Source organism: Pyxidicoccus sp. M6, assembly GCF_055568925.1.
Genome location: NZ_CM145714.1, coordinates 6,194,172 through 6,221,082, shown reverse-complemented (window position 1 = coordinate 6,221,082; position 26,911 = coordinate 6,194,172). Strand labels below are relative to the sequence as shown.

The following is a 26,911-nucleotide window of genomic DNA, read 5'->3' as shown; positions in this document are numbered from 1 at the left end:
GGACGCCATGCCCATCATCGGATTCTCCCTCGCCGCACTCATTGGCCTGTCGCTCGGCCTGCTCGGCGGCGGCGGCTCCATCATCACCGTCCCCATCCTCGTGTACGTCCTGGGCTTCGGGGCCAAGGAGTCCATCGCCATGGGACTGGCCGTGGTGGGCGTCACCAGTCTCTTCGGCGCGGCGGGCCACTGGCGCAGGGGCAACGTCCAGCTCCGGGCAGCCCTCCTCTTCGGGGCGGTGGCCATGGCGGGCACCTACGCCGGAGCGCGCCTGTCCGCCTTCGTCTCGGGCGCCTTGCAGTTGCTGCTCTTCGCCACGGTGATGCTCGTGGCCGCCTTCTTCATGTTCCGCAATGGCCGCAAGGAGGCGGCCCTCGCGGCGCGCCAGCAGACCGCTCACGCGCCCGAGCCCCACAAGGCGTCCTTCCCCGTCATGGCCCTGGCCGCCCTCGGCGTGGGTGGACTCACGGGACTCGTCGGGGTGGGCGGCGGTTTCCTCATCGTCCCGGCGCTGGTGCTCCTGGTGGGCCTGCCGATGAAGCAGGCGGTGGGCACCAGCCTGCTCGTCATCGCCCTCAACTCCTTCGTGGGCTTCGCCGGCTACCTCGGCCACGTCGACGTGCCCTGGCTCTACCTGGGCATCTTCACGGCCATCGCGGTGGCGGGCATCCTCATCGGCACCTGGGCGTCCCACCATGTCTCGCAGGCGGTCCTCAAGCGCGCCTTCTCCATCTTCCTCGTCGTGATGGGCGTCTTCATCTTCTTCAAGAACCGGGAGGCGTTGGCGCGGGGTGACGGTGAGCCCGTAACACCCGCGGCCTCCGCCACGCCGCACACACGCTGACATGCCAATACGCACCTCCATGCCAACGCAGTGCCCATGGGCTCGGACTCCGCCTCTGCTTCGATGCCACCACAACCCACCCGTGCGTCAGTCCCGCGTCCAGCGGAAGGTCACCCGGTCACCGCCGGTGAGCCGGTTGTAGAGGCCGTAGAGGGCGTACTTGTCCTCGTGGGTCGCGAAGATGCCCTTGGCCTTGCTGAAGACGAAGCGCGTGCCCGGGGCGGTGACAATGCTCGTCCACTGCGAGTTGGTGTTGCAGTTGGAGGTGGACGGGCTCGGCCAGTCGCACCACGAGTGGCCGTCCTGGTTCCACACGCGCCACGTCTCGCCACCGCCGATGATGGTGACCTGCTTCCACCACGTCACGTCCGGACCGGACTCCAGCTTGAACTCCACGACGTCCGGGCTCGCGACACCGTGCTCGATGGTGTACTCGATGATGTCGCCGTCCGACAGCTCGACGGGCTCGTAGTACGTGACGATCTGGCGGTCACACGTGAAACACATGTGCTGAAGCAGGCGGCGCACGCGGTGGCGCGCGCGATGGGGAATCGAGTGATTCCGGCCTGAATACGTAGGCCCGAAAAAAGCTGGCTACGCGTCCTGCCGATTTTCCCCGCCTTCAGCGTCCCTGAGCCAGAACGAGGCATGCCTCTAATGACGGCCTGACTTCCATGGCGGTGACGCCGACACCTTCTTGATGAAGACAGCGCTGAAATGACCATCGGTGATTTCAGGCTCCTCGAGAAAGTACCGGTCGAGATTCACAGCCGTTCGATAGACGGTCTTCAAAGGGCCGAACTTGTTATTTCCGCAAACGACCTTGTTGTTGCTGTCGCCCAGGCATTGCCATGCCGAGCCTTCATCGTAACGGAAGTAGATGCTCCGGGAGTTCTCGAGCGAGAGAGCTCCGCCCGAGAGCCTCAGCGCCTCCGAGCCCATGTTCTTCGTGTCCGGGTCCCAGGGCGTGCCGACCGTCAACCGGGAGTGGAGATTGCCCGTCAGCGCAATGACCGTGCTGCTTGGATTCTTCTTCAGGAAACCCACGATGTTCATGGCCATTCTCGTGTCCCTGGCGGCGAAATCCTCCTTCCCACCTTGCCCCTTCGGAATGTCGAAGCAGAAGACCTTGACCTTCGGCAGCGCGCGAAGGCTCCTCAGGAGCCGCACCATGGCCTCACTGCCCCGTCCGGAGTGGTATTCGGCATTCCGGAAGAACTCGAGCGGAGCCAGGACCTTGTCGTCACCGGTCTTCAGGAATGAATCAATCTCGTCCTGGATGTCGACCGGAAACTCCAGGCCCACGGCAACATCGTGGTTCCTGGCCATTGCTTCGACAATCTTGAAGGCATGGTCGGTCATCTCGTTGGTTCCGTGAGACTCCCCCAGGAGGATGAGCTTCTTGTCCTCGATGGAGCTCAGCAGCGAAGGGGAGACCTCGAGGTTCTTGAATCCATGGGCATTGGATTTGATGTAACTGGCCGAGGTCTCGGCCCGACCAGCCACGGGGAGACATGTCATTGCCAGAACCAGCAGCAGCATCCGCATTGCGTACTCCTCGGTGATGCGCGTAGTGACTCCAGCCGCCCGTGAGTTTCACCCTGCACACGAAAACCTTCGGTCTGAAGCTGCCGGCCTTCTACAAGTCGAACTTCTGAGGGGCCTTCTTCCTCCGCTCTCCAATCGCTCCGGACGCGGCGGCCCGCAGGAGGCGGCGGAAGGTGGGGCATTCCATGTGGCTCGGCGCGGAGCAGGCGGCGGCGTGCCGTATGCCGTCGCGCATGGCGCTGAGCTTGCGAATCGTCTCGTCCAGCTCCTCCGCCTTGGCCACGAGCACCTGTCGGTCGATGCGCACCCGGCCGTCCGGCGCGAACATCCGCGCGATTTCATCGAGCGAGAAGCCGGCGGCGCGCCCCATCGCTATCAGCGCCAGCCGTTCCAGCACCCCGGGCTCGAACAGGCGGCGCAGGCCTCGCCTGCCTGTAGAGGTGATGAGCCCCTTCTCCTCATAGAACCGCAGCGTGGAGGCAGGCACGCCGGACCGCTTCGCCACCTCGGTGATGTCCAGGTCTCTCATCCGCTTGACCTCAAGTCGACTTGAAGTGGCAGGGTATGGCTTCCGATTCTCGAAAGCACGCCCAAGGAGACGAACATGAGTGTCCCGCGACAGACCGATGACGAGCAGACGAAGCTTTGGAATGGCCACGCCGGCCGCACCTGGGTCGAGGCGCAGGAGTTGGTCGATGCGATGTTCAAGCCGATGGAGGACCTGCTCGTCGAAGCGGTCTCCGCCGGCTCGGGTCGCCGGGTGCTCGACATCGGCTGCGGTACGGGCAGCACGACGCTCGCGGTCGCGAGGTTGCTCGGTGCGCAGGGCCGGTGCACCGGCATCGATATCTCGGAGCCGATGGTCACCGCCGCCCGGGCCCGCGCCGAACGGGCAGGCATACCGGCGGACTTCATCCGCGCCAATGCTCAAGACCCCGTCTTCGAGCCCGCGAGCTTCGACATGGTCATCTCGCGCTTCGGCGTGATGTTCTTCGACGACCCCGTCCGGGCGTTTGCCAACCTGAGGCATGCAGCCAGGGACGGCGCCGGGTTGCGGTGCATCGCCTGGCGGAGTCCTTCGGAGAATCCATTCATGACGACGGCCGAGCGCGCCGCGGCACCGCTCCTGCCGAACCTCCCCGCCCGCCGGCCCGACGCGCCGGGGCAGTTCGCCTTCGCGGACTCGCGGCGGGTCCACCGCATCCTGGAGGAGAGCGGCTGGGCCGACATCGACATCCGGCCGATCGATTTCGCCTGCACCTTCCCCGAGAAGGAATTGGTCCGTTACCTGACCCGGTTCGGTCCTCTCGGCCTGATTCTCCAGGAGGCGGACGACGGGACTCGAACCCGGGTCATCGAAACGGCCCGCGCCGCTTTCGAGCCCTATGTGCACGGCGCGGAAGTCCGCTTCACCGCTGCCTGCTGGATGATCGGCGCCCGGGCGTAGTCCGCGCCGAAGAGGCCGCGGAGACCTGAGCTGGGAAGGCACGGTGACGTTGCGGAATGCGCTCCAGGAGCGTAGCTCTTGGATGTATGAGCACGTCATCGCGGGAGAGGCGCCTTCACAGGCCGAGCACGACGCTCACGGGCCACTCCACGCGCATCATCGCCGCAGACTGGTCCCCGGACTCGTCACGACTCGTCTCGGCTGCCTGGAACGACTCCACGGTTTGCGTGTGGGACGTCGAAGCCGCGCGGACCGTGTTGAAGGTCGAGGTCGCGAAGGGCGTCAACCACGTCCGGCTGTTCCCATCCGGGGACCGGCTGGCCGCGACGTTCGACGACGAGGTCGTCCGGGTGTACGCGCTCGACTCCGGCGGGGAGCTCGCGAGCACACGCCAGCGGGCTCATGCCAAGGCGCTGGAAGTGGCTCCGGACGGCGGAGTGTACTGGGCGGGCTTCGGCGCCGATGGCGGCGTGCTCTGGTCTTGGAGACCTGGCGAGGAGCCGAAGCAGCTCCTGAAAGGCCTCTCCACCTTCGAGCCCTACTGCGGCCTGTCGTTCTCCCGCGACGGGACGGAATTGTGGTGCTTCTTCGAGTGGGACCTCGTGGGGTTCGACACGCGGACAGGTGCGGAGCTCGCACGACTCAAGGGAGACCGGGACGTGGCCTTCGGGAACGGCTTCGTGCTGCCTCCCGGGCGCCGTGCGGTGGCCGTGCAATCGCAGCTCAACCGGGATGACGAGCCGGTCCGGCCGCGCCTCTACAAGTGGGACCTCGATTCCGGCAGACATGACTGGAGCTCCGAGCTCCTGATGCATAGTCACTACAGTTGCGGACCGTTGCTGGCGATGGCCCGGAGCACGCGATGGCTCGCGACCGGCGGCCAGGATGGCGTGGTGCTGATTTCGAACCGCAGCGGACGGGTGCTCGGGGTGCTGCCATGCGAGGTGCCCGCGTGGGAAATCTCGTGCCTGAGCGTGTCTCCGAACGACCGCTTCGTCGCGGTGGGGACTTCGAATGGAGACGTCGGCGTCCACGACGTCGGCGACGCGGTCATCGAGCCTGCCGTGGCGGTGCCGCGCATCGCCAGCCATTCCCGCATGGGTAGCCCGCTCATGCTGCGCCTGCAGAAACGGCCGGGACTGTGGCTCCGGGTGCACCAGAACGGCGACCTCGAGAAGGCCCAGGGCGACGCCCGCATCGATTCGGTCATCACGACTCCGCTCGTCCAAGCCAGCCAGCGGACGCAGGTGGCCGTCCACCCTCCCCGTCTCGCCTCGGAACTCTGCAGGCGCCTCTGGCCGCACGAGCTCACGAAGCCTCCGCCCTGGAGCGGAGCCCATGCCGTGCAGGTCTTCATCGGAGGCGACCTGGTCGTCGAGGGCTACGTCGGCATCGGGAGTGGCCAGGACATCCTCGGCGTCGACAGCGACCCCGACGGCGTCGGGGAGCGGGTCACCGGAGAGCTCAGCGCCCGGAAGCTCCTCACCGGCATCGAAGGCTTGCTGGCGTTGCCACCAGCAGACTGAGCACCAGGCCGGTGCCTCCAGGCAGACCTGGAGCGCGCTACTTCCTGGCGTGCACGAGCGTGCGCGTGTCATCGGCGAATCGGACGTCGATCTTGCCGTCGCCACGGACGCGAATCACCAGGCCGGTGCCGAGCTTTGCGTGCTCGATCGTGTCGCCGACCTCGAACTTCGCCGACGTGCTGTACGGCCTGGCCGCGGAGGGCACCTTCGCGACCGAGCGATCGACTTCCGGATCGTCCGCGACATAGGGGAGCCGGATCTTGACGACGAGCCCCTTGTGCTCGCCGACGTACACGCCGTACGAGCCGTCGCCGTACCCGGTGCTGGCAACCACACCGAGCCCCGCGAACGTTCCCTCGTAGAGGTCCCCGTTGGGCTGGCGCTTGGGGCACTTCACGTCGTAGACGCCGGCGGAGCCCGAATCGACGCCGATCGTTCCGACGAGCGCGGACGCGTAGACGTCGAAGCCGTCGTCGTGGATCACCACCAACTCTTCGGTGGAGGACTCCCGGCCGCCGCGCACGAAGGCATGCCACACGCCCTCGTGGCCGGTGACCTTGACCGACAGCGAGAATGGGATCGCAGGATGGACCTTCTTGCCCACGTAGCACGGGTCGCTCACGTTGAGCTGTCCCGACGTCATGAACGTCCCGAGGTACTCGTAGCCCGCCGGCATCGGCCGCGGCGGCTCGAGCTTGTGCTTGCGTGCGTTGACCGCGGCGAGCAGCGCGCGGCCGGACGTGCCGAGTGCGGCGGCGAGCTCCTCGAAGAACAGCCCTCGGACCCACGAGACCCGCGCGCACACCTCCGGCTCGAGCGAGGACGCCGCGAACAGGGCGCGGCCATGCAGGTCGACGGTCTCGGCGAGCGGCAACTGCCCGAGCCGGGTCCGGAGCTCGCCGTACGGGATATCGAGCGGCACCGGCGCAGACGGCCCGTCGAACCTGCGCTGGACGAGCCGCTCGACCCACCGAGTGGCCTCGTCGCGTGTGGTGAGCGGCCGCCACTTCGCACCGGGCTGGATGCGCCGCGGCCTACCCTTACCGGTAAGGCTCATGCCACGAAGCGTGAACCGCCCGGCGCTGACAATCTGTACGGGTTCCCCCTCGATCACGATCGGCGTGTTCATCGGAAGCTCGGATGCGATCGGCGCGAACTCCGGCCCCTGCACGTCGGTGCGCCACACGTAGAGGACATTGCCGTCGGCAGACGCGACTCCGCCCGGCACGGCGCGCAGGAGGCTCGGCGCCACGTCGTGCGCGAGGCGCGGGCGCGGCGCATCGGGATGCCACCACACGACGTCCGGCGAGTCGCGCACGGCCAGCACGATGCCGCCCGCGAATGCGGCCACGTCGTCTACCAGGGCGCTCAGCTCGAGCCTCGCAAGCTCCTCGCCCTCGCCGTCGAGGATCCATGCCGCTGTCTCGTAGGACGCGAGCACGACGCGCTCCCCCACGACCACCGGTGTCTGCAACATGCCGGGGAACGTGCGGCTCCAGCGCTCATTCGGCTCGCCGCCGGTGAGATCCCAAGAGCTGACCTCGGTCGTGCGCGCGTCCTCGTCGTAGACAGACATCAGCACGTCCTCCCCGAATGCGACCAGCGCGTCCGCGCTGGCCCACTCCGGGATGCGCGCGATCACCTGCGCCGAGCCGTCGAACAGGACGACACCGTCGTGGTCTGGCACCGCAATCGCGTGCGCGAGCGCGACCGGCCGATACCGCTGCAACAGCTTCTCGGTCGAACGAGCGACGATCGAGCCGTCGGCCGCGAGGATCGCGAGCCCCTCGGGGCCGGCAACGGCGACCCCGCCGCGCCACGCAGTTCCGCCGTGTTCGAAGCGGCCCTCGGGCGAGACGACCGTCCGGGCACCGGCGTACTCCACGAGCACGCGATCACTCCCGACGGCGAGGAATCCAGCCTCGGTGACAGCAACCGCCTCCAGCAACCCGACATCGACCCTCGCGAGCGTGCCGCCGGGTTCGCCCAGGTAGAGCCACGACGGCCGCGCCCCGTAAACGAGGAAGCGCTCCCCCGCTACCGCGAGCACCCGTCCAGTGTGCTCGCCCGGTATCGAGGCGCGGCGCGCGAGTGAGCCATCGAACAGCTCGATCCCCGTCCGGGTCAGCGCCGCGTAGCCACCATCGGGCAGCGCTGCGACGTCGAGGATGTCCGAGGAGGCGACCACGGTCTGTGGACGGAGCGCATCGGTCATGGTCGGAGCATCAAAGCACTGTGCTCAGCCCGCTGTCGTGACAGCGACGCACGCAGCGGGCTCCGAGCAAGGCCGCGTACTTCAATTCCTGTCAGAGCCACCTCGGGCGAAGCCACTTCTTCGCCTTGTCCCAGGCGTCGCCGGCGGCGTCTTTCGCGCCGTCCACGACGTCCTTGACCTTCTCCTTGACCTTGGAGACGTCCCAGTCCGGTTCGCCCTTGCCCGCGCGCAGCTGCTTCACCGACTCGTCAATGAAGGAGGTGTAATCCTTGCCACCCAGCTTGATGGGGCGCGTGCCGCTGAAGTAGCCCGCATCGTAGGCGTCCTGGATGAGCTGGCCCTGCTGCTCGGGATTGAGGTCGCCCCACTTCTTGCCTTCCCCGACGCCCTTCTTCCAGTCGTAGCCATCGCCGGCGTTCTGGGCGACCAGCGCCTTGGCCGCGTAGTCCGCGCCATGGTTCTGGTATTGCCAGACGTGCGTGGCCTCGTGCGCGAGGAGGTCCTTCGAGGGCGGGAAGTTCTTGGGATTGACCACGATCTTGTTCCCAAGCGTGACGGCGGGCACGTGGCGGGGCAGATGGTCGAAGATCTCCGATGGCCCCTTGACGACGCGGACCTTGTCCAGGTCCACGCTGTTCCCGAAGACGCCCTTCAGGTCCTTCTTCTGGTCGGCGGAGAGCGGGTCGCCGCTGAGCTTCGCCACCGCGCCTTGGAGCGTCTTCAGAACCTCCCTGCCAGCGGTGGGGCCGGTGGGAAGGACGAACTCGTCCTTGATGGGAGCGGCGGCCTTGGGCGCCGCGGCAGGCTTTGCCTGGGGCTTGGGCGCGACATCTTTCTCGGGAGGGCGATACGCGGTGGTGCGGCTGCCTTCAACGCGAACGGGGGGCGCCATATGACAACTCCTCGCGGGGGAAACGAGTGTAAGGAGTTATCCGCAACTGTGTGCCGTGAGTTTCCTCTGGATTCAAGAAGCGAGAACGGGGACTCCAGACGCGTCGAAGCTCGCGCTCGCGCGCAGCAGGGATTCGGCAAGTCCGCTGGTTCTAGAAACTTCCATCAAATGCAACTGCAGACGCTGCGCAGGAGAAGGGCGCAGCGTCTGAGGATGAGGAAGTTCCGTTGGATGTAGAGGCCGGCTCGGGCCCCCAGCTTCTCACGCAGCCTGACGCTGAGGCTGAGGCTGGGGCGCGCGAGAGGCCTGGATCGCGTCCAGCAGGCGGCGGCTCGTCTCGCGGTAGTCGAAGGAGCGCACGGCACGTTCGCGTGCGGCATGCGCCATCCGCTCGCGCAGAGCGGCGTCCTTCCCGAGCCGGAGGAAGGCCTCCGCCAGCCCCTCTTCATCGCCCTGGGCCACCAGCAGTCCATCCGTCCCGTCGGTGATCATGTCCGGCGTGCCACCGATGATGGAGCAGACCGCGGGGACGCCACACGCCATGGCCTCCATGACCGCGACGGGAGAGGCCTCGCCGAGGCCAGTGCTGGAGAGCACGCAGGCATCCGCCCGGTGCAGCAGCTCGATGATCGCCGATTCTCCGAGCGGCCCCACCAGGTCCACGTGCTTCTCCAGCCCGAAGCGGGCAATGGCCTCGCGGATCTCCTTCTCGTGCGGGCCCCGCCCCGCCAACGTGAGGTGTACCTGCTGTCCCCGGTCCAGCGCCTTGCGCATCCCGGCGAAGGTATGGACGTGCCCCTTGCAGAGGTTCAGCCGCCCGATGGAGACGAGGTGCAGGCCACGGGGGGACTCCACGCGCTGCGCCGGAGGGCGGAAGCGGTCGGTGTCCACGCCCATCCACAGGGTGTAGGTCCGCTCCGGTGGCAGTCCCGCGTCCTCGATGAGCTGGCGCTGCATGGGGCGCGCGGCGGCCGCCACGAACGTGGCATCCCAGGCCTTGGCGGCGTGGTCCGTGCCGTACACCGGCAGGTCACCGTGCAGGGTGAAGCTGTAGCGCGGGCCGCCGAGGATCCTGCAGAGCGCGAGCACGTGCGCGGCGTCCGCGGCGGAGTGGCCATGGATATGGTCCAGCTTCCGCTCGCGCGCGTAGTGGAGGAGGTCCACCGCGCACGCCAGCACCCCCAGCGTCCGCGCCTTCTGCTTCATGTCCACCGAGAGCTTGGAGACGTACACGAGGGCCTGGGCCATGCCCGGGAAGTCCCGCGGCGAAACCAGCGCCGACGAGAGTCGCGGCGGGTAGAGGTACGTGGTCTCGGAGGCCGCTCGCTCGGCCCACTCGTGCGGGCAGTCCTCCGCCGGGCGCCGGGTGGAGAAGATGTGCACCTCGATGCCTGCGGCGCGCAGGGCGGTGATTTCCCGCCAGAAAAAGGCATGGGTCTGCGTGGGGAACTCTGGGATCAGCATGCCCAGGCGAAAGGGAGCGGCTTTCATGGCTTGTGGTCTATCCAAACGCGGTAGGACTGTAGAACTACCAAAGCACGGAACGCTCGAATAGGTGAAGAAGTTAGCAATGCAATCCAGCTACGGACTGCCCGGGTAGTCCTCGGATCCTGATGGAGCGCATCTCTCCGCGCGGCGAGCGCGCCCTACCCCGCGGAGCGGAACAGGATGTCCGCGGCGCCTTCGAGGGGCGGGCCTGGGGTGGTTCGCAGGCAGCGCCCCCGCCACCACTTGCGAGCCGAGCGGGCGTGCACGGGCGCCGACACTAAGTCGGAGCTCCCCAGCTTCGCTGTAGTAGGTTCGCGCGGATGGTACGTCCCTCAGTACTGGTACTTATCGGGTTCTTCGTCTTCACCTCTGCCACTGCCTCCGCCGCGTCTCCAGAAGCCGGCGCCGCGAGGTCCGTCGCGGAGGCATCAAAGCGGGTGGAGAGCGCTCGCACCGCCCTCACCACGGCCGTTCAACGCATCGAGAAGGAGCCGCCGAGCAACACCGACCTCGACGCCGCCCTCGCGGCGGTGGAGGCGCTGAAGGATGCGCTCAATGCGGGCGCGAGCTTCGAGACGGAGGACCTCGAGTACGCCAAGACCGTCCTGGCCGCGCGGAAGCAGCTCCGGACGCAGCGCGAGTACGTCGAGGAGCGCCGGGCCAAGGTCCACATCCATGAGTTCCGCCGGCGCATCGACGGCGCGCTCGCGCCCCTGAACGAGCGCATGGCGAAGCTCTCGGAGAAGGACGCCGCCCCCAAGGCGATGGACGATGCCCGGGCCGCGGTGGAGGCGCTCAAGAAGCTGACCGCGGAGGGGCGGCCCCTGACGAACCAGGATGCGAAGTTCGCCGCGTACCTCACCGAGGTCGACGCGACCATCGCCCGTCACGAGAAGACGCTCGACGACCGGTGGCTGCAGCAGTCGGCCCAGAAGCAGCGAGGGCTCCTGGCCGACAGTCGCAAGGGACTGTCCACCGCGCTCGCCGAGCTGGACAAGGCCTGGTCGGACGAGAAGTTCGGCGCCGCCGACAAGGCGACGGCGGCGCTGCAGAAGCAGCTCGATGAGGGCAGGCCGCTCGAGGAGCGCGACAAGGCGTATCGCGCGGACGCGGAGAAGGCACGAGCCGAAATCACGCAGGCGAAGCGCCGGATGGAGGAGCTCGTGGTGCAGGCGGGTGTCTCGCGGGTCAAGGCGGAGATGGGGCCTGCCCATGAGGAGCTCATCGTGGCCGCCAAGGCGCTCCGCGCGAGGAAGCCCACGCCCGAGCAGTTCGCCGAGGCCAAGACGGCGTCGTTCGTCGTCCGGAAGCTGGTGGACAGGTACGAGCCGCAGGCCGCGCGGAGCCCGGCGATCGGCCAGTACATCGCCGAGGTGAAGAACACGCTCGTCGAGGTGGAGGTGGCCCTCCAGGTGCGCGGCCTCGACGCGGCTCGCGCCGACGTCCTGCAGGCCCTGCGCAATGTCGAGAAGCGGTCCGCGACGGCCGAGCAGTTCGAGGAGGCGAAGACGGCGCTGGTCGTCCTGGAGAAGACGCTCGAGACGGTGCACGCGAAGAACCCCGCCATCAGTCCAGCCGCCGCCGAGGCACGTCAGCTGCTCAAGGACGGGCGGGCGACGATGGAGCGGCGCCGGTACGAGGTCGATCTGCAGCAGCAGCGCGCGAAGGTCGACGAGGCGCGGAAGAACGCGACGGCCGTGGTCTCCCAGATTCAGAAGGACAAGCCCACGGAGGCGCAGCTCCAGGAGGCGGAGAACGCGGTCAAGCAGATTGGCGTGGTGCTGGAGGCTGGCGCCGCCTTCGTCAAGAAGGACCGCGACTACGCGGTCTACGCCAAGGAGTCGAAGGAGCGCATGGCGGAGCTGAGCGACCGCATCAACCGGCGGAAGATCGTGCTGTCCGCGGCGGACGCCCGCGCCCAGCTCACCGAGCGACTGGCCTCGACGAAGGAGAAGATCGAAGCCGCGAAGCTCATCTCGTCGACCGACGGCGACGTCGAGACCGCCTCGAAGAGCGTGGACGAAATCATGCAGATGTTCGATGCGCGCGCGGAGCTGCAGCGGCAGGACGCGGGCTATGCGGCATACGCGGATCGGGCACGCGCCGAGTGGCTGAAGCTGGTGGAGGCGCTCGAGTTCGCGCGGCAGGCGCGGGCGTTGCGCCGGATGACCGGTGAGGCCCTGGCCGCCGCCAGCAAGGCGACGGAAGAGGCCGCTTCCGCCGCGGACCTGCGCAAGCGGCAGGGGCTGTACGCGAGCGCGATGGAGAAGCTCAAGGCCTGCCAGGACGACGGCGCCAGGATGGTGAAGGAGAACGCCAGCCTCGCCTCGGTCGACGTGCTCGTCGGCGGTATCCCCACCCGGCCCCAGGAGGTGATGGCCCAGTGCGCCCAGAAGGCAGACGCGCTGCTGGAGCCACAGAAGCGGGCCGACGTGCAGCTTCGGTTCCAGGAAGGCCCGAAGAAGGCCTACGACCAGGCGAAGCAGTTCCTCTCCAAGGGGAAGAAGAGCGACGCACTCGCGCAGCTCAACGAGTGCATCGCCGAGGGGCGCATCCTGGAGAACCGGTATCCCGACTTCAAGGAGCAGAAGTTCGACGTCGGCAGCACCAAGATGAACGTGCTCGAGCTGATCCAGGCCTGCGTGAAGGAGCGCAAGCCGCTGCAGTCTGCCCCTTGAGGGGCGGTGGTTCGGCTCGGGGCACTGCGCCAGTGCCTCGAAGCGGACCTGGAGCGCCCCGCGGTCCATTGGCCGTGGGGCGCTCGTGCGCGGGTTGCCGCGTGGGTCAGTCCAGGACCGCGGTGGCTTCGATCTCGACGAGGACGCCCGGCTCGAAGAGCACGGAGACCCCGATCAGCGATGCCGGCGCCGGCGCGAGCTGCAACTCCTTGGCGACCCGCTCGATGCCGGCGAGGAAGTCGGGCATCAGCTCGCGTTTCCAATCGACCACGTAGAACGTCAGTCGGACGACGTCGCTGAACGTCGCTCCAGCGGCCGCGAGGCCGATGGCGACATTGCGGAGGGCCTGCGCCACCTGTCCAGCCAGGTCCCCCCGCGCGACGAGCTGGCCATTCGCATCGCATGCAACCTGCCCTGCGATGTGCACCTGCCGGGTGCCGGTGGCAATCGCCACCTGCCGATACACCTCGGTCTTCGGGATTCCGTCGGGGTTGAGCAGGGTTACGGGCATGGGTGGGCTCCAGGATGAAGAGGTGAATGCCGGGCTCGTATACCGAGCCCATTGACGAACGGCGTTCCCCTCTCCGGCGATGCGGGAGCTACAATCGAAGGCCCTCCATGAAGCGCGCCCAGTTGGATGAGATCTTCGCGTTCATGTCCGTCGTGGACGCGGGCAGCTTCGTGGGCGGCGGCCGGGCCATCGGCCTGACACGCTCGGCGGCTGGCAAGGCCCTGGCCCGGCTGGAATCCCGCCTCGGGGTGCGCCTGCTCAATCGCACGACGCGCCACCTGAGTCTCACCGACGATGGCCGTGTCTTCCATGAGCACTGCCTGCAGGTCGTGGCGGCCCTGGACGAGGCGGAAGCCAGCGTCGGGCAGCGCACGGGCACGCCTCGGGGAGTCTTGCGGCTCACCGTGCCCGACGCATTCGGCAGACTGCATGTCCTTCCCCTGCTGCGGGACTATCTGCGGACCTGGCCCGAGGTGCAGGCGGAGGTGAGCTTCACCGATCGCGCCGCGGACATCATCGAGGAGGGTTACGACCTGGCCGTGCGCATCAATGCGTCCAGCACGGATACGCGTCTGGTCTCCCGGCTCGTGGCTCAACACCGGGCGGTCATCTGCGCCGCGCCCTCCTACCTCGAGGCCCGTGGCAGACCCGAGACGCTGGAGGAGCTCGCGGCGCATGACTGCCTGATATTCAGCAGCCGGACGCGACGACAGGGCTGGCGTCTGCGCCAGAAGGGCGGCGCCTGGGTGAAGGTGGAGGGGCGAAGCCGCCTGCGTCTCGACAGTGGCGAGGCGCTCCGGGACGCGGCCGTCGCGGGACTGGGCATCGCCGCCCTTCCCGGCTTCCTGGTCGACGGAGACCTGGCGAGTGGACGGCTCGAGGCGCTGCTTCCGGATTTCGAAAGGGAGGACGTCCGGATCATGGCGATCTACCCGAGCAAACGGCACCTGCCCGCGAAGGTGCGGCGCTTCATCGACCTGATGGTCGAGCAATGGAGCGCGAAGTCGCTCGAATGAGAGATGCGCTCGCTGCAGGAGCGAGCTTCGAGAGCACAGCTTTCAGCAAGCGCTGTTCACGGCGTCGCTACCATCCGGCAGACAAGGCTGACGCGAGACTACTCGCGGAGTAGTCTCCCGGGCGCAACGTCCACTGCGTCCCCTCACGAGCGCTCCATGCAGCCTGGTTACGTGAATCCGGCACGTCTTCCCCTGGGAACCCGGATTGGCCCCTGGCGCGTGGTGGAGCGCCGAGGCATGGGTGCCTACGGTGCCGTCTACCGCGCCTTCAGTGCGGAGACAGGCCCCGTGGCCCTCAAGGTGGCCCTGCACCCCGGGGATGCGCGCTTCGCGCGGGAAGTGGAGCTCCTCTCGCGCATCCGCCACCCGAGCGTCCCTCGCCTCGTGGACCACGGGAGTTGGAAGCCTCCGGTGGGCCCCGCCTATCCCTTCCTCGCAATGGCGCTCATCGATGGCATTTCGCTGTACGACTGGGCGCGGGAGTACACGCCGACGTCGAGGCAGGTGCTCCGAGTCCTCGCCAACCTCGCGCGGGCCCTGGAGGCTACGCATTCCGTGGGCGGCGTTCACAGAGACGTCAAAGGCGACAACGTGCTGGTGAGCGAGGTGGATGGCCAGGTCTTCCTGACCGACTTCGGCTCGAGGTACCACTCTGGTGCATCCAAGCTGACCGGGGGCGCGTTTCCTCCTGGCACGCCGGCCTATCGCTCACCGGAAGCGTGGCGCTCCGTGCGGCCCCCCATCCAGGCCTCCGCCCTGCCCTACGCGCCCGGCCCCGCGGACGATGTCTTCGCCCTGGGCATCACCGCCTGGCGGCTGGTGACGGACGAGTACCCTCCCGCGACACAGCCCGCTGACGAAGGGATTTACGTCTGGCATGAGGCTGGCCCCGGTCCCCAGCCGCCGCGAGCCGTCAACGCCCGCTGCTGTGCGGAGCTGAGTGCCCTGGTGTCCCGGATGGTCTCCGTGCGCCCGGAGGCGCGCGGCAGCGCCCGCGAGCTGGCGGAGGCGCTGGAGCGGGCCGCGCGCAAGGCGGGTTCCGAAGCGGATGTGCCCCTCTTCGCTCGGGAGGAGCAGCTGCCTGTGGGCGCAAGGGGCGCGCCCCCGCACGTCGCGCCGCGAGTGAGGAGGCGCGTGTGGCGGTCCTGGCCCGGGGCGGCCAGCCTGGGGGCGACACTGGCCTTCGGAGCCGCCTGGCTGCTGACCGCGCGAACTGGGGAGGAGCCGGAGAAGGCGCAGGTGTCACCGAGCGAGGAGGCGAGGGATGGCGGCACCGTGGCTGTCGGGGACACGGCGTTGACGGCACCGGTGGAACCCACCTGGGCAGCACCGTCCACATGGACGAGCATCGCCCTGGAGATTCCACCGAAGCCCCTTCCAGGGCAGCGCCGACCGGATGCCAACGGCCGCTGCCCCAGCAAGATGCAGATCCCCATCAACGGTGGCTGCTGGATCCGGGGGAATGCGGCCACGAAGGAGTGCGACATCGACGCCTACACTTACAAGGGCGACTGCTACTTCCCCGTGTTCCCCCGCACGCGCCCCCCCACTTCGAGTCCCACGGATAGCACGGACGGCCGATAGCAATAGGAAGGGCATGGGTCGCCGCGGCGGTCCCCTGCGCCGAGCCTCAGTGAAGGTAGACAATGCCCTCCAGCACGAAGGTGCCGCCGCCAATGGGAATGCGTGCCTTCACGCGAGCAGGACGTTGCGGAATGAGATGCGCGGCCTCCGCGCGCACGGCGGCCCCCAGGCCCGGCGGCCGTGTCTGGAACAACGCCACGGCGGTCCCATTGAAATAGACGAACCGTGAGCCACAGCGGTGCAACAGGCGCCCCCTCGCGAGCGGCCCGGAGCACCCGGGGATGCCCTCGAGCGTGAAGCGCCCCTCGTCCACGAAGAGCAGCGCGTTCTGTTCCCGGGGTGATTCCCAGTCGAGGAGCACCTTGCCGGAGCGCACGTCCAGGAGCAGCACGCCGCTCATGTCCGCGACGGCGAGGACGTCTCCCTTCCGGAGCATGCCGACGACGAAGGGAGGCACGGACGCACGCGGCTGGTCGAGGTACGCGTGGAGTCCCGACACGCACACGCCGCCATCCCCGGGCGGACGGCAGCCGCAGGGTTCCCAATCGACCTCCCGCATCCTGTCGGGGAGTGGCGCCGTCCAGAGCACGCGGTCCCCCGCGTCGAGCCAGCTCACCGAGACGGCCTGGCAGACCGTCTCCCGCTGAGCTCCGGCCGCACGGGCACGCTCCTCCAGGTCCCAGCGCAGGAAGGCCCCCGCATGCACATCCCGCGCGGAGGCGATGCTCGCCATCAGGACGAGTGCCAGCGCGCAACACCTCACCATGACATTCCAGAAGCGGGAGCCCCTCATGTGCCCTCCGGACGCGCATCGGGCTCCGTTATTCCACGGGCCCTGCGAAGCCGCTTCCTCCACCAGGCCGGCCCGGGGGCTTCGGGGACGCGCACTCCGCGTCTCCGGAGCTCCAATGCCATACAACCGAATTGTCGGAACGGAATACCTGGTAGGCTCCGACAAGACGTTAGCCATTGATCCAGCCACCGCCCCCCATTGTTCGGACGCAGCCTGCCACTCGCATCTTCAATCCACCATCGCCTGATACACGAGCTGCCGCAGCTGTGAGCGCAGCGGCCACGTGCTGGACGGCAGCAACTGGGTCATGAAGACAACGGCGAGTTCTTCGCCAGGGTCCACCCAGAACGCGGTGCTGGCCATGCCTCCCCAGTGGTACTCGCCCGGGCTCGTCGGCACGCGGTAGGCCACCGGGTCGATGACCACGCCGAAGCCCAGCCCGAACCCCACGCCGTCGTACCGTGTCTCCGCGAAGAGCGGCCGGCCATACGTGGCGAGGTCCACTCCACCCGGCAGATGGTTGCGCGTCATGTACTTCACCGTGCGCGGGGACAGGAGCCGCACTCCCTCCAGCTCGCCACCGTTCTGCAGCATCCACGTGAAGCGCGTGAAGTCTCGCGTCGTCGACACGAGCCCGCCTCCACCCGACAACCACGCCGGAGGCTTCGTCCCGAGCTTCGCGAACGCATCCGCGCGGATGGCCTTTCCCGTCGCGGGAACGGGCATGTACAGCGCGGCCAGCCGGCCCTGCTGGTCCTCGGGGCACCAGAAGCCGGTGTCCCGCATCCCCAGCGGGCCGAAGATGCGCTCGCGGAAGAACACGTCGAGCGACTTCCCCGACACCACCTCCACCAGCCGCCCGAGCACGTCCGTCGACACCGAGTAGTTCCACTCGGCTCCGGGCTGGAACGTGAGCGGCAGCTCCGCCCACCCCTTCACGCACGCGGCCAGGTCATAGCCCTCCGGCGCGCCAAGGTCGAAGCCTCGCAGCCGGTGAATCTCATCCGTGACGTGGACCCGGTGAAAGCCATACGTCAGCCCCGCGGTGTGCGTCAGCAGGTGCCACACGCGGATGGGCTCCGTGGCCGGCACGGTGACGGGCTTCGTCGCCGGGCCGCCCATGTAGACGCGCGGCTGCGCGAACTCCGGCAGCCACTTGCTGATGGGGTCGGACAGCTCGAACCCGCCCTCCTCCCACAGCATCATCGCCGCCACCGAGGTGACCGGCTTCGTCATCGAATAGATGCGCCAGACGGTGTCCGTCTCCACCGCCCGCCCCGCCTCGCGGTCCGCATGCCCGTACGACGCCAGGTGCGCCACCTTGCCGCGCCTCGAAACCATCACCTGCCAGCCCGCGAGCCTCCCGTCGTCCACATACCGCCGGAAGTGCGTGTCGATGCGCCGCAGCCGCTGTGCGTCCAGCCCCACCTCACCCGGGTCCACGTTGATGCCGAAGTCCGTCATGCCCGGCATCCTCCCCGAAGTACGCCGCACTGCGGCAAAGAATTCGCGCGGGACTCATTCGGGGCACGGGCCGCGCCCCACTCAGGCGTGGCCCCCATGGGCCGCTCAATGCCGCGCGGGGTGCCGCCGGCCGTGGGTCGTCCCCTTCCGCCGGGGCGGCTTCCGGACGCCCTGCCCGTCTTCCGGCGCGGTCTTCACCCAGGCGCGCAGGACCTCCGCCACGCTCCAGGCCTGAGCGACACACCCGCGCGGAGTGAATGGCGGGTCCGCGTCGAATATCTCCGCGATGGTGCCCAGCCCCGCATCGCCCAGCTCTTTCTCGAAGCCCTTCAGCAGCTTCCGCGCGCCCTCGCGGTCGCCCGGATGCACGCGGAGCCACGCATCGACGAGCGGCCCGGCGAACCAGGCCCAGACGGTTCCCTGGTGGTAGGCCGCATCTCGCGAGCGCAGGTCGCCGTCGTACCGGGGCTTGTAGTCGGGATGTCCGGGCGAGAGAGAGCGGAGCCCCACCGGCGTGTAGAGCTGCTCCATGACCTTCTCGAGCACCGGCGCCCAGCGCTTCTCGTCCAGCACCGGGTGCGTCAACGAGAATGAGAGGATTTGATTCGGCCGGAAGGCCGCGTCGTCCCCGCGCTCACCGTCCACGAGGTCGTACAGGTAGCCGCTGCGCTCAATCCAGAACCGCTCGTTGAACGACTTGCGCACCTGCGCGGCGAGCTCGGTGTATTGACGCGCCTCCTGCTCGCCCGTGAGCTCCCGCTCCCAGCCCGCCAGGAGCATGAGGGCGTTGTACCAGAGCGCGTTGATCTCCACCGTCTTCCCCCGCCGGGGCGTCACCACCCAGTCCCCCACCTTCGCGTCCATCCACGAGAGCTGGTATCCGCTCTGGCCCTGACGGACGAGCCCGTCCGCGGGGTCGACGCCGATGTTGAAGTGGGTCCCGCGCAGGTGATGCGCCACGATGTCTCGCATGAGCGGCAGGATTCGCTGCACGCTCTCACGGTCACCGGTCGCCTGGATGTAACGGTCGACGGCGTTGAAGAACCACAGCGTCGCATCCGCGGTGTGGTAGAGGCCATCCTTCCCGCCCTCGGGGAACAGGTTCGGGATGAGGCCGTCCTTCGAATAGAAGGCGAACGTGCGCAGGATGTCGCGGGCGATGTCGTGCTGCCCGGTGACGAGCGTCAGGCCCTCCAGGCTGATCATCGTGTCCCGCCCCCAGTCCGTGAACCAGTGGTAGCCCGCGATGACGCTGCGCAGCTCGTCTCCCGATGCGTGCACGCGCGCGGAATCCGCGACGCGACCCGCGGGGGAGATGATGAACTGGTCCGCGGCGAACACCAGTGCCGGGCCAATGCCAGTCCTCGCCGCCGGATGCGCGGCCTCCAGCATCCGCTCACGCCGCAGCGCCTCGAACTTCAGGGCCTGGACCGGAGTCAACGCGTCGATGACTTCCCAATCCTCGGTGGAGGCGATGAGCGTCGCTGGCCGGTCGAAGGAGAGCTCCACGCGGAAGCTGCCCGGGCTCCACAGGCGCCCTCCCGAGTCGTACCCACGCCGGTCCTCGAGGCGGTAGTACATGTTCTCCAACACGCGCGGCTCGCTCAGGAACGTGGACGACTGCCCCACGAATCGCATCCGGAGCGGAGGGTACGGCTCGGGCGCACGCAGCTCGTAGCGGTCTCCCATTCGCGTGAGGGGGTAGTCCTCGGCCACGGGGGAGTCGAGCCGGTCCTCGTGCCGCCTGAACTGGAGCGAGGGGCGTACCTCCAGGGTCACCTGCCCCGGGCCGCTGATCAGCGTGTACTGGACGTGCACCGTGTTCTGCTGGTGCAGCATGACGATCCGCTTCTCGAGCACGTGGCCAGCGGCCTCGTACCGCCAGACGGGCAGGCCCTGCTCCAGCCGGAACTCCTTGAGCGCCGCGAGCCCATGGACATCGAGCTTGCCGGGCGCTTGCTCGCTTCCACTGATTTCGCCAGACCGGCCATCCGGCAGCGTGATGCGCTCCGTGAGCTGGCTGAGCATCACGACCCGGCCGAGCGGCGCGGGGAGGGCCGAGACGAGGAGCGCATGGAAGCGGCGGGTGGGCACACCCGCCACCGTCCCGGCGGCATAGCCGCCCAGCCCATTGGTCACGAGCCACTCGCGCCCGAGCAGGGTCTCGAGCGACGACTCGGCGGTCCCCCGCCAGAGGACACGCTGCACGTTCAGTCCATCTCCTCCAGGGGAGACCGGGGCCGCCTTGCGCCGGGGCTGGGACTGTTTCTCCTTCGCGGGCCGGCTCGCGCTCTTGCGCGCGGTCCGCGCCGAGGGAACGGGCGTACGTCGGCGGCTCCCTACCTCATGTCGACTCTGTGTCCTCACCGCTTCCTCCCCTGAATGACCTAGGAGTTGGGCCGACAGGCTTCGGGAACAGCATCCGAGGAGGAGCGACCTTCCCAGTGTGCTCGGCGGGCGTCGAAGCGGCGAGGGGATTCCCCGGCCCATCGGGCGTTGAATCACACGCACGGCCGGGGCAGCAGGAAGAGGCAGGAATCGAGGCAGCGCACGGTAGAGTCGGTGCCAATGACGCCCGCCACATCCTCGCTCGCTCCAGCTTCGTCCGCGCCCGCGTGGGTGCATCGTGCGCTGAGGCTCTTCGCACCGGCGGTGGGCGTGCTCGGGCTGGTGGCCCTCGTCCTCTTCTACCGCGCGAACCCGACGCGCACGCCCATCCGCTCGGACGGGTACGGCTACCACCTCTACCTCACGGCGCTCTTCGTTCAGCACGACCTGTCCCTGCGCACGGAGGCCGCCGAGTGGGGACCGGACATGCCCTACGAGTTGGGGCTCACGCTGGACGAGTCGACGGGCCGCTACCTCAATCGTTTCCCGCCGGGCCAGGCCATCCTGATGATGCCCGCCTTCCTCGTCGCGCACGTCAGCGCTCCGCTGGTGGGCGCGCGCCAGGACGGCTTCTCTCGGCCCTACCAGGTGGCGGCGGCGCTCAACGGATTGCTCGCGCTGGTCATCGGGCTGACGCTGCTGCGCAAGGCATTGGAGGCCCTCTACCCTGCGCCGGTGGTGCTGGCCACGCTCGCCATCGTCACCTTCGGCACCAACCTGTTCCACTACGGCACCGCCGACGCCATCTTCAGCCACGTCTATTCCTTCGCGCTCTTCTCGGCGCTGCTCGTGCTCGTGCCCGCGTGGTACCGCGAGCCCACCGTGCGCCGCTCCCTGCTGCTGGGGCTCGTGGCGGGGTTCATCATGCTGGTGCGCAACCCCAATGCCGTGGCGCTGCTGTTCATCCCGCTGTACGGCGTCTTCGACACGCGGACGCAGCGGGAGCGACTGGCCTTCCTCCGCGCGCACTGGAGTCGCGTCGCGTGGGCCATGCTCGCGGCGGGCGCGGTGCTGAGCATCCTCGTCGCCTACTGGCATTTCGCGACAGGGCGCTGGCTGGTGTTCTCCTACCGGGGCCAGGGCTTCGAGTTCGACCGGCCCCTGGTGCTCTCGGTCCTCTTCAGCGTCCGCAAGGGCCTCTTCTTCTGGACGCCGGTGTGGCTCTTCGCCGTCGTGGGCTTCGTGCGAGACAGGGCGCGGCTGCGGGACCACCTCCTGCCGGTGCTGCTCTTCTCCATCGTGCACCTCTACCTGGTGTCCACGTGGTGGCACTGGCCCTACGGGTCCAGCTTCAGCCACCGCGCCTTCACCGAGGCCAGCGCCTTCTTCTCCCTGGGCATCGCCGGCTTCCTCGCGCGGCTGGAGCGCCCCGTGTCGCGGCGCCTCGCCGGGGCCGTCCTCGTCCTCCTCGTCGCGTTCGAGGGGTTCCTGATGACGCGCTATTGGCAGGGCCGCATCCCGGGCGACCGGACGACGTGGGCCCAGTACCGGAGCATCTTCACGCTGCCCTGAGGCTCCCCACCCGCCTCCGGGCTATACTCCCGCGCGCATGTCGCCTCCCCTCGCCCCTGCCCTCGCCACGTCCGAAGCCTCGGCGTCCGCGCGCGTCCAGTGGCTGTGGCTCTTCTCGCCCCGGGTGGACGTGAGCCTGTTGCTGCTCCCCACGCTGCTGATGCTCGCGTGCGTGTGGCTGGCGAGCTTCACCGGCGAGGGCCCGCAGGGGTTCTCCCAGGCCATCGGGCGGTGGACGTCGCAGTACGTCTTCCTCAACGGCACCCACGTCATCCTGACATTCCTGCTGGTGGGCACGCGGCGCGAGCTGCTGCACACCACGCCGTCGCAGTCCCGGCTGCTCGTGGGCGGCTCGGCGGCGGTGTTCGCGCTCACCTTCGGGCTGCTCTGGTACGCCAGCGAGCACGCTCCCCTGCTCGCCCTCCTGCTGGCCTCGGGCACCCACGTCCTGGCGATGCACCACACGCTGTCGCAGGTGAAGGGACTGTGGGCGCTGCACACGCTCCGGGGACGTGCCGGAGGCGCCCCGCCCCCTTCGGATGCCGAGCGCACTCTTCAGCGCCAGTTCGTCCCGCTCGCGCTGGTCCTGATGATGGTGCGTACCCTGGCGCTGCCCGTCACCGGCATACCGGGCGCGCGGCCCATGATTGACATCGGGCAGGCGGAGTCCGGCTCGCTACCCCATGGCCTCACGTGGGCGCTGCTCGCCATCTGGGCCGTCTTCGCCGTGCGGCTGGTCCTCGCGCTGCACGGAGCTCCGGGACAGAGCGCGCCCCGGAAGCTCTATGTCCTCGCGCACACGACGGTGGTGGCGGTGTACCTCGTGTGGCCGCTGTGGGGCTCCATCCTGAGCGCGGGCATCCACGGGCTGGAGTACTTCTTCCTCACCGGGCGAATGCTGCAGCCCACCGCTCGCGAGACCACGGCCCGTCTGCGGGGGCCCGGGGCGTGGGCGGCGATGCTGGCGGTGATGGCGCCCATCATCCTGGTGGGCGTGGCCAACAGCCCCTTCGTGCCGCTGGTGGATGGCATCACGCACGGCGCGGCCACCGCCTACCTCCTGAGGCAGCAGCCCTGGTGGTCGCTGGGCGTCATCGCGACCAACGCCGTGGTGCTGGCGCACTACTTCGCGGACGCGTTCCTCTACCGCTTCCGCATCCCCCGCGTGCGCGAGGTCACCCTGCCCCGCCTGGGCCTGGGCTGACGCGCGCAGGCAGCGCGCGGCGCCGATGCCCCGCTCAGTGCGCGAGATAACGCCTGGACTCCGCGGCGGTGAAGGGGCGTCCGACAACCCGTGGGATGACGGGCAGCAGACCCGCGGGGTCGGTCAGATACCGGTTCAGCAACGAATACTCAGAGCCAATCTTTCCTTCCTCCGTGAGGGTCAGGACGGTGCCAGGCACGGCCGAGCGCAGAATGATGGCGTTCTGCATGAAGGACGTGCCTGCGGAGCGCTGGAGGAAGGAATACGCGCTGGCGGGCTCGTCCACCGAGGTGTCCCATTTGACAACGGACCGGTCCTCCGCGCTGGAGAACAGGTAGGGGTCATCGAACAGCAGCCCATCAATCGTTGTCTCATGCGCGGAGAGTGGGATGGGAGCCCTTCCCCAACCCGCCCTCCTCAGGTCCCAGAGGTTGATGCTGGTATGTTCGACGATGCGTGAAGTACTCGTCCCGCCCCCCGTGGCCAGCCAGTCGCCCGACAGGCTGAACGCGACCTCCTCGAACGTGTCCTGTTCACCATGCGGAAGCCGCCTCGCCACCGGGGTCGCGCCATCCAACCTCACGAGCCACAGCAGCATGTGAGGCTCCTCCTCCTGCTTCTGCGTCAGCGCGAGCCACTTACCGGTGCCGCTGAACCGGACCCGGCCCCACGCGCTGTAGCTTCCGTTGATGGCGTTCGGCTCCATGGGCCCGATGGCTGCTCGGACCGCGCTCCGCCGGTTCGATGAGAGTCTCCAGAGGTATGCCGTGTCGGCCGAGAGCGTGAGCGCCCACCGTCCGTCAGGACTCCCGTAGGCGTTCCCGGTGGCCGGGTGCGCTCTTCCGCCTCCCTGGAGGATGACCGGCGGGTCGCCGGGCGAATACGGCAGCCGCCACACATACGCGGTTCCATCCGGCGTCGAGACGACAGCGTGGTCTCCGATGATGACGCCTGTGTGCGCGATGGGCAGGTCCAGCCGGTATTGCTCTACCTGTCCCGACGCACCCAGGTTCAGGAGGGTCGCGCTCCCGCGAAAGGCCTCCGGAGTCGCACCAGGGGCATCCTCCGGGTGCCACGTTGCAAGCAGCCACCTCCCATCACGGGCCATGGACAGACTGCTGGCCTTCCCGACCCGGCCCGATGACGGGGTGCTCGGAGCGGTCATCGTCGCTTTCAATGAGGGAACCTCGGAGCCCTTCATTTCGTACAGCAGCACGTTCCGGCGGGTCGAAACCATCAGCCGTGATTCGTCCGCGCTGAAGGCAACGTCCACGATTCGAGCGTCGGCATCCGCCGGATTCGTGTTCCCGGCCGCGTCCAGGGTCAGACGCTTCTCGTCGCCGAGGTGGGTCAGTACGACGGAGTGGCCAGCATGGGTGACGAGCCACCGACTGGACGGACTGAATGCCTGCTGGACGAGCGCACCCGGGACGACAGTGTATCGAGCGGCCGAGTCTCGGGTGCCAACCTTGATGAGTGTGGTCTCGTCCGCACCGGATGCAAATGCAACCCAGACTCGGTCCTCGCTCTGCTGCGCCGAATAGCCGCCGGCGGGAATCCGCAGGAGCTCCGCCGCACGAGCGAGGTGTTGGGCGTCATCCAGCCGGAACCTGCGCACGGATTCGTCGCCGACTCCTCCCACGGTCTGGTTGGAGTAGCTCACCGTCAGGAGCTCACGGCCTCCAGGCAGGAACCAGAGCCCATTCACCTGGCCTTCGTGTCCGGCGATGACATCCGCGGGCAGGCCACTGGTGTCATCGAGACTCCAGGCGCGAATCCAGCCATCGCGCCCGCCCGCGAAGAGCATCGCGTTGTTGGGCGAGAAGCCCAGCGTCGTCACCTCGGCGTTCGCAATCGAGAATGCGCGCCAGTCACGCGGCACACCTGAGTCGAGACGCCAGACCCGCAAGCCGCCGCGTTCTGTCCCTGCTGCCAGGTAGCGTCCATCCCGGCTGAATGCCGCGCTCGTGAGCCCGTCGAGCTCGTCGCCACCTTCATCTCTGAGCGTGAACGTCAGCGGCTCGCCTTGAACTTCCGGCATGCGCCAGAGCCGCAGGTCAGCCGTCTCGGAGCGCATCAGCAGCCATTGCGAGTCCTCGCTGAACGCCACCTGCAATACCGGGTGCCACGTCGCCCGGATGGCGAGCGTGGTTGCGGCGGGCGTGCTGGACTGGAGATTCCACAAGCGTGCCGTTCGCGAGGAGGTCGGTGGCGCGCCAGAATCCGACCGCGGGTCGGTGCTGGTCGTCACCAGCCACCGTCCGTCAGGGCTGAAGGTCAGCGTGCGCACGACGGGGTCGTCGTGGCCGCCCAGCACGAGCGGCTCTGCCTCCGCGGACAGCTCCTCCTGCTGCCATAGCAGTGCCGCTCCGTTTCGATTACCGACCGCCAGCCAGCGCTCCTGTCCATCCACCGCGATGTTCCTGGCATCGAGGTCGGTCCCCCCGAGCCATTGGGCCTCGGCCCCCGGCTTCGATACATTCCAGACGCCCACGGCCCCCTCCGAGAACATGACAGCCACCGCTGAGGAAGCTCTGAGGAATGCCATCTCCACGGCGACACCGGGACCTGCCAATCGTACGGGTGGAGCCTGTGGAGAGGTGACGTTCCATAGGAACGCACTGCGGTCGCTCTTCTCGGTGATGATTCCACGCCCGTAGTACTCACCGCCGCTGACGAGCCACTTCCCATCCGGGCTGAAGACGAGCGTCTGAACGGCCGTCTCATGTCCACGGAGAATGGAAGGCTCCGTGGGATGCTCCAGGTCCCAGAGCCGTATCAACGTGTCTTCGCCGCCAGTGGCCAACCAGCGTCCATCTGGACTGAGGGCCATCGCCGAGAGTCCCTCGTGCGCGTACGGTGTGGACTCACCCAAGGCCGCGAGCGCCCGGCGCGCCGCTTCCTCCGCATCGCGAACCACGACTCCCGCCGCGTTGGCCACGCGCAGGCTCTCGTGCGCCAACAGGGCACTCCGCTTGGGAAAGGCCTGTTGGACCAACGCGGACTGTGCGGCGAGCCGCTGGGAGAGGTTGATCTGGCTGCGCTCCTCCGCCGCCGCACGCGCGAGAACCGCGAGGACCGCCGCGATGCCAGCACCCACCGCAAGCAGTCCCAGGAGCACGGCCGTCAGGGAAACGAGGCGCAGCCGCTTGTCTCTCTGCCGGACGACCCCGAAGCTGGAGACAACACGCTCCACGGCTTCGTCGGAGGGGCCGATGGCCAGTCTCTCGGGGCGCTCTTCGAAGCGAAGGGTCTGGGCCTTCAGGTATCTGAAGAGCCTCGAGTTTCCACGGCTTGGGTCGAGGCTGCCTCCAAAGCTGATGGCAACAATCCGGCGGCCCGTCCGCGCGAACAGGCGCACCTCGCGCAAGACGGCCGGACGCTCGAGTGCCACGGGTGAGCCGATGAGCAGCAGCTGGCCGGTCCTGCGAAGCGTCCAGCTGCCCACGCGCTCCCAGTCATCCGACAAGGCGTAGTCTTCGGAGTCCAGGAAGCAATCAAGCCCCAGCCGTTCGAGCCGCGCGGCGAACTCCATGGCGTAGGGGCGGCCATCCGCCCACGCGTAGCAGACAAAATAGTCGTACCCGAACACCCGATCCGCGAGGCGACGCCAGATGCCGCGCCTGGACTCGGGTGCCCCAGGAATCCTGCGCTCGTCGCCGCCATCGAGCTGCTCGGGCCGGGCCGCCACTGAATGCGATTCTTCAGATGCCATGGACCTGTCCCCTGGGAGCACCCAAGGAGTTCGGCAGCAGGGGCAGCGCCCTGTCAAGCCTTGCCCCCCGTAGGGCCTTTCCATGG

At 68.2% G+C, this 26,911-nt stretch carries 19 protein-coding genes and 1 pseudogene; 9 read left to right on the top strand and 11 right to left on the bottom strand.

Annotated elements, in window-relative coordinates; all coding sequences use genetic code 11:
• The first annotated feature begins 7 nt into the window (after positions 1 to 7).
• Positions 8 to 844 (top strand): sulfite exporter TauE/SafE family protein, encoded by an 837-nt coding sequence (locus ACVTJA_RS24915; RefSeq protein ID WP_465839728.1) that lies wholly within the window; start codon positions 8 to 10, stop codon positions 842 to 844.
• Positions 845 to 931: 87 nt separating this feature from the next.
• On the opposite strand, the gene ACVTJA_RS24910 is transcribed toward ACVTJA_RS24915, so the two are convergent.
• From ACVTJA_RS24910 to ACVTJA_RS24900, 3 genes are all read right to left on the bottom strand, one after another.
• On the bottom strand, positions 932 to 1,351 hold the full coding sequence (locus tag ACVTJA_RS24910; protein ID WP_465839727.1) for a hypothetical protein: 420 nt from the start codon (positions 1,349 to 1,351) through the stop codon (positions 932 to 934).
• Between the two features lie 147 nt (positions 1,352 to 1,498).
• Complete coding sequence (locus ACVTJA_RS24905; protein ID WP_465839726.1) at positions 1,499 to 2,392, bottom strand: hypothetical protein; 894 nt, start codon at positions 2,390 to 2,392, stop codon at positions 1,499 to 1,501.
• A 91-nt stretch (positions 2,393 to 2,483) separates the two neighbouring features.
• Positions 2,484 to 2,921: a helix-turn-helix domain-containing protein gene (locus ACVTJA_RS24900; RefSeq protein WP_465839725.1), complete on the bottom strand. Its 438-nt coding sequence runs from the start codon at positions 2,919 to 2,921 to the stop codon at positions 2,484 to 2,486.
• Positions 2,922 to 2,996: 75 nt separating this feature from the next.
• Between ACVTJA_RS24900 and ACVTJA_RS24895 the strand changes: the two genes are divergently transcribed.
• From ACVTJA_RS24895 to ACVTJA_RS24885, 3 genes and pseudogenes are all read left to right on the top strand, one after another.
• Positions 2,997 to 3,839, top strand: coding sequence for a class I SAM-dependent methyltransferase (locus ACVTJA_RS24895; RefSeq protein WP_465839723.1), 843 nt, complete (start codon positions 2,997 to 2,999; stop codon positions 3,837 to 3,839).
• A gap of 56 nt (positions 3,840 to 3,895) precedes the next feature.
• A pseudogene (locus tag ACVTJA_RS24890) lies at positions 3,896 to 4,024 on the top strand (hypothetical protein); the annotation flags it as partial.
• A 69-nt stretch (positions 4,025 to 4,093) separates the two neighbouring features.
• On the top strand, positions 4,094 to 5,365 hold the full coding sequence (locus ACVTJA_RS24885) for a WD40 repeat domain-containing protein (protein WP_465840785.1): 1,272 nt from the start codon (positions 4,094 to 4,096) through the stop codon (positions 5,363 to 5,365).
• A 37-nt stretch (positions 5,366 to 5,402) separates the two neighbouring features.
• Here the strand turns inward: ACVTJA_RS24885 and ACVTJA_RS24880 are convergent, their stop codons facing one another.
• The 3 genes from ACVTJA_RS24880 to ACVTJA_RS24870 form a co-directional block, all read right to left on the bottom strand.
• Complete coding sequence (locus ACVTJA_RS24880) at positions 5,403 to 7,580, bottom strand: hypothetical protein (protein WP_465839722.1); 2,178 nt, start codon at positions 7,578 to 7,580, stop codon at positions 5,403 to 5,405.
• A gap of 91 nt (positions 7,581 to 7,671) precedes the next feature.
• On the bottom strand, positions 7,672 to 8,472 hold the full coding sequence (locus ACVTJA_RS24875) for an eCIS core domain-containing protein (RefSeq protein ID WP_465839720.1): 801 nt from the start codon (positions 8,470 to 8,472) through the stop codon (positions 7,672 to 7,674).
• A 261-nt stretch (positions 8,473 to 8,733) separates the two neighbouring features.
• Entirely contained in the window at positions 8,734 to 9,963 is a 1,230-nt protein-coding gene (locus tag ACVTJA_RS24870) for a glycosyltransferase family 4 protein (protein ID WP_465839718.1), read from the bottom strand.
• A gap of 317 nt (positions 9,964 to 10,280) precedes the next feature.
• Here ACVTJA_RS24870 and ACVTJA_RS24865 point away from each other — a divergent pair, with 317 nt between their 5' ends.
• Positions 10,281 to 12,638 (top strand): hypothetical protein, encoded by a 2,358-nt coding sequence (locus ACVTJA_RS24865; RefSeq protein ID WP_465839716.1) that lies wholly within the window; start codon positions 10,281 to 10,283, stop codon positions 12,636 to 12,638.
• Between the two features lie 106 nt (positions 12,639 to 12,744).
• On the opposite strand, the gene ACVTJA_RS24860 is transcribed toward ACVTJA_RS24865, so the two are convergent.
• A complete protein-coding gene (locus tag ACVTJA_RS24860) occupies positions 12,745 to 13,149 on the bottom strand; it encodes a RidA family protein (protein WP_465839714.1) in 405 nt (134 codons plus the stop codon).
• A gap of 107 nt (positions 13,150 to 13,256) precedes the next feature.
• Between ACVTJA_RS24860 and ACVTJA_RS24855 the strand changes: the two genes are divergently transcribed.
• A complete protein-coding gene (locus ACVTJA_RS24855; protein ID WP_465839712.1) occupies positions 13,257 to 14,165 on the top strand; it encodes a LysR family transcriptional regulator in 909 nt (302 codons plus the stop codon).
• Positions 14,166 to 14,321: 156 nt separating this feature from the next.
• Complete coding sequence (locus ACVTJA_RS24850; protein WP_465839711.1) at positions 14,322 to 15,749, top strand: serine/threonine-protein kinase; 1,428 nt, start codon at positions 14,322 to 14,324, stop codon at positions 15,747 to 15,749.
• 46 nt (positions 15,750 to 15,795) lie between these two features.
• On the opposite strand, the gene ACVTJA_RS24845 is transcribed toward ACVTJA_RS24850, so the two are convergent.
• The 3 genes from ACVTJA_RS24845 to ACVTJA_RS24835 form a co-directional block, all read right to left on the bottom strand.
• On the bottom strand, positions 15,796 to 16,542 hold the full coding sequence (locus tag ACVTJA_RS24845; RefSeq protein WP_465839710.1) for a hypothetical protein: 747 nt from the start codon (positions 16,540 to 16,542) through the stop codon (positions 15,796 to 15,798).
• Between the two features lie 228 nt (positions 16,543 to 16,770).
• Positions 16,771 to 18,006, bottom strand: a complete 1,236-nt coding sequence (locus tag ACVTJA_RS24840; RefSeq protein ID WP_465839708.1) for a serine hydrolase domain-containing protein — start codon at positions 18,004 to 18,006, stop codon at positions 16,771 to 16,773.
• A 105-nt stretch (positions 18,007 to 18,111) separates the two neighbouring features.
• Positions 18,112 to 20,214 (bottom strand): amylo-alpha-1,6-glucosidase, encoded by a 2,103-nt coding sequence (locus ACVTJA_RS24835; protein ID WP_465839706.1) that lies wholly within the window; start codon positions 20,212 to 20,214, stop codon positions 18,112 to 18,114.
• 360 nt (positions 20,215 to 20,574) lie between these two features.
• Between ACVTJA_RS24835 and ACVTJA_RS24830 the strand changes: the two genes are divergently transcribed.
• Both ACVTJA_RS24830 and ACVTJA_RS24825 read left to right on the top strand, forming a co-directional pair.
• On the top strand, positions 20,575 to 21,906 hold the full coding sequence (locus ACVTJA_RS24830; protein WP_465839704.1) for a hypothetical protein: 1,332 nt from the start codon (positions 20,575 to 20,577) through the stop codon (positions 21,904 to 21,906).
• A 37-nt stretch (positions 21,907 to 21,943) separates the two neighbouring features.
• Positions 21,944 to 23,110 (top strand): hypothetical protein, encoded by a 1,167-nt coding sequence (locus ACVTJA_RS24825; RefSeq protein ID WP_465839702.1) that lies wholly within the window; start codon positions 21,944 to 21,946, stop codon positions 23,108 to 23,110.
• Positions 23,111 to 23,144: 34 nt separating this feature from the next.
• Here the strand turns inward: ACVTJA_RS24825 and ACVTJA_RS24820 are convergent, their stop codons facing one another.
• Positions 23,145 to 26,825, bottom strand: coding sequence for a TIR domain-containing protein (locus ACVTJA_RS24820; RefSeq protein WP_465839701.1), 3,681 nt, complete (start codon positions 26,823 to 26,825; stop codon positions 23,145 to 23,147).
• Between the last annotated feature and the right edge of the window lie 86 nt (positions 26,826 to 26,911).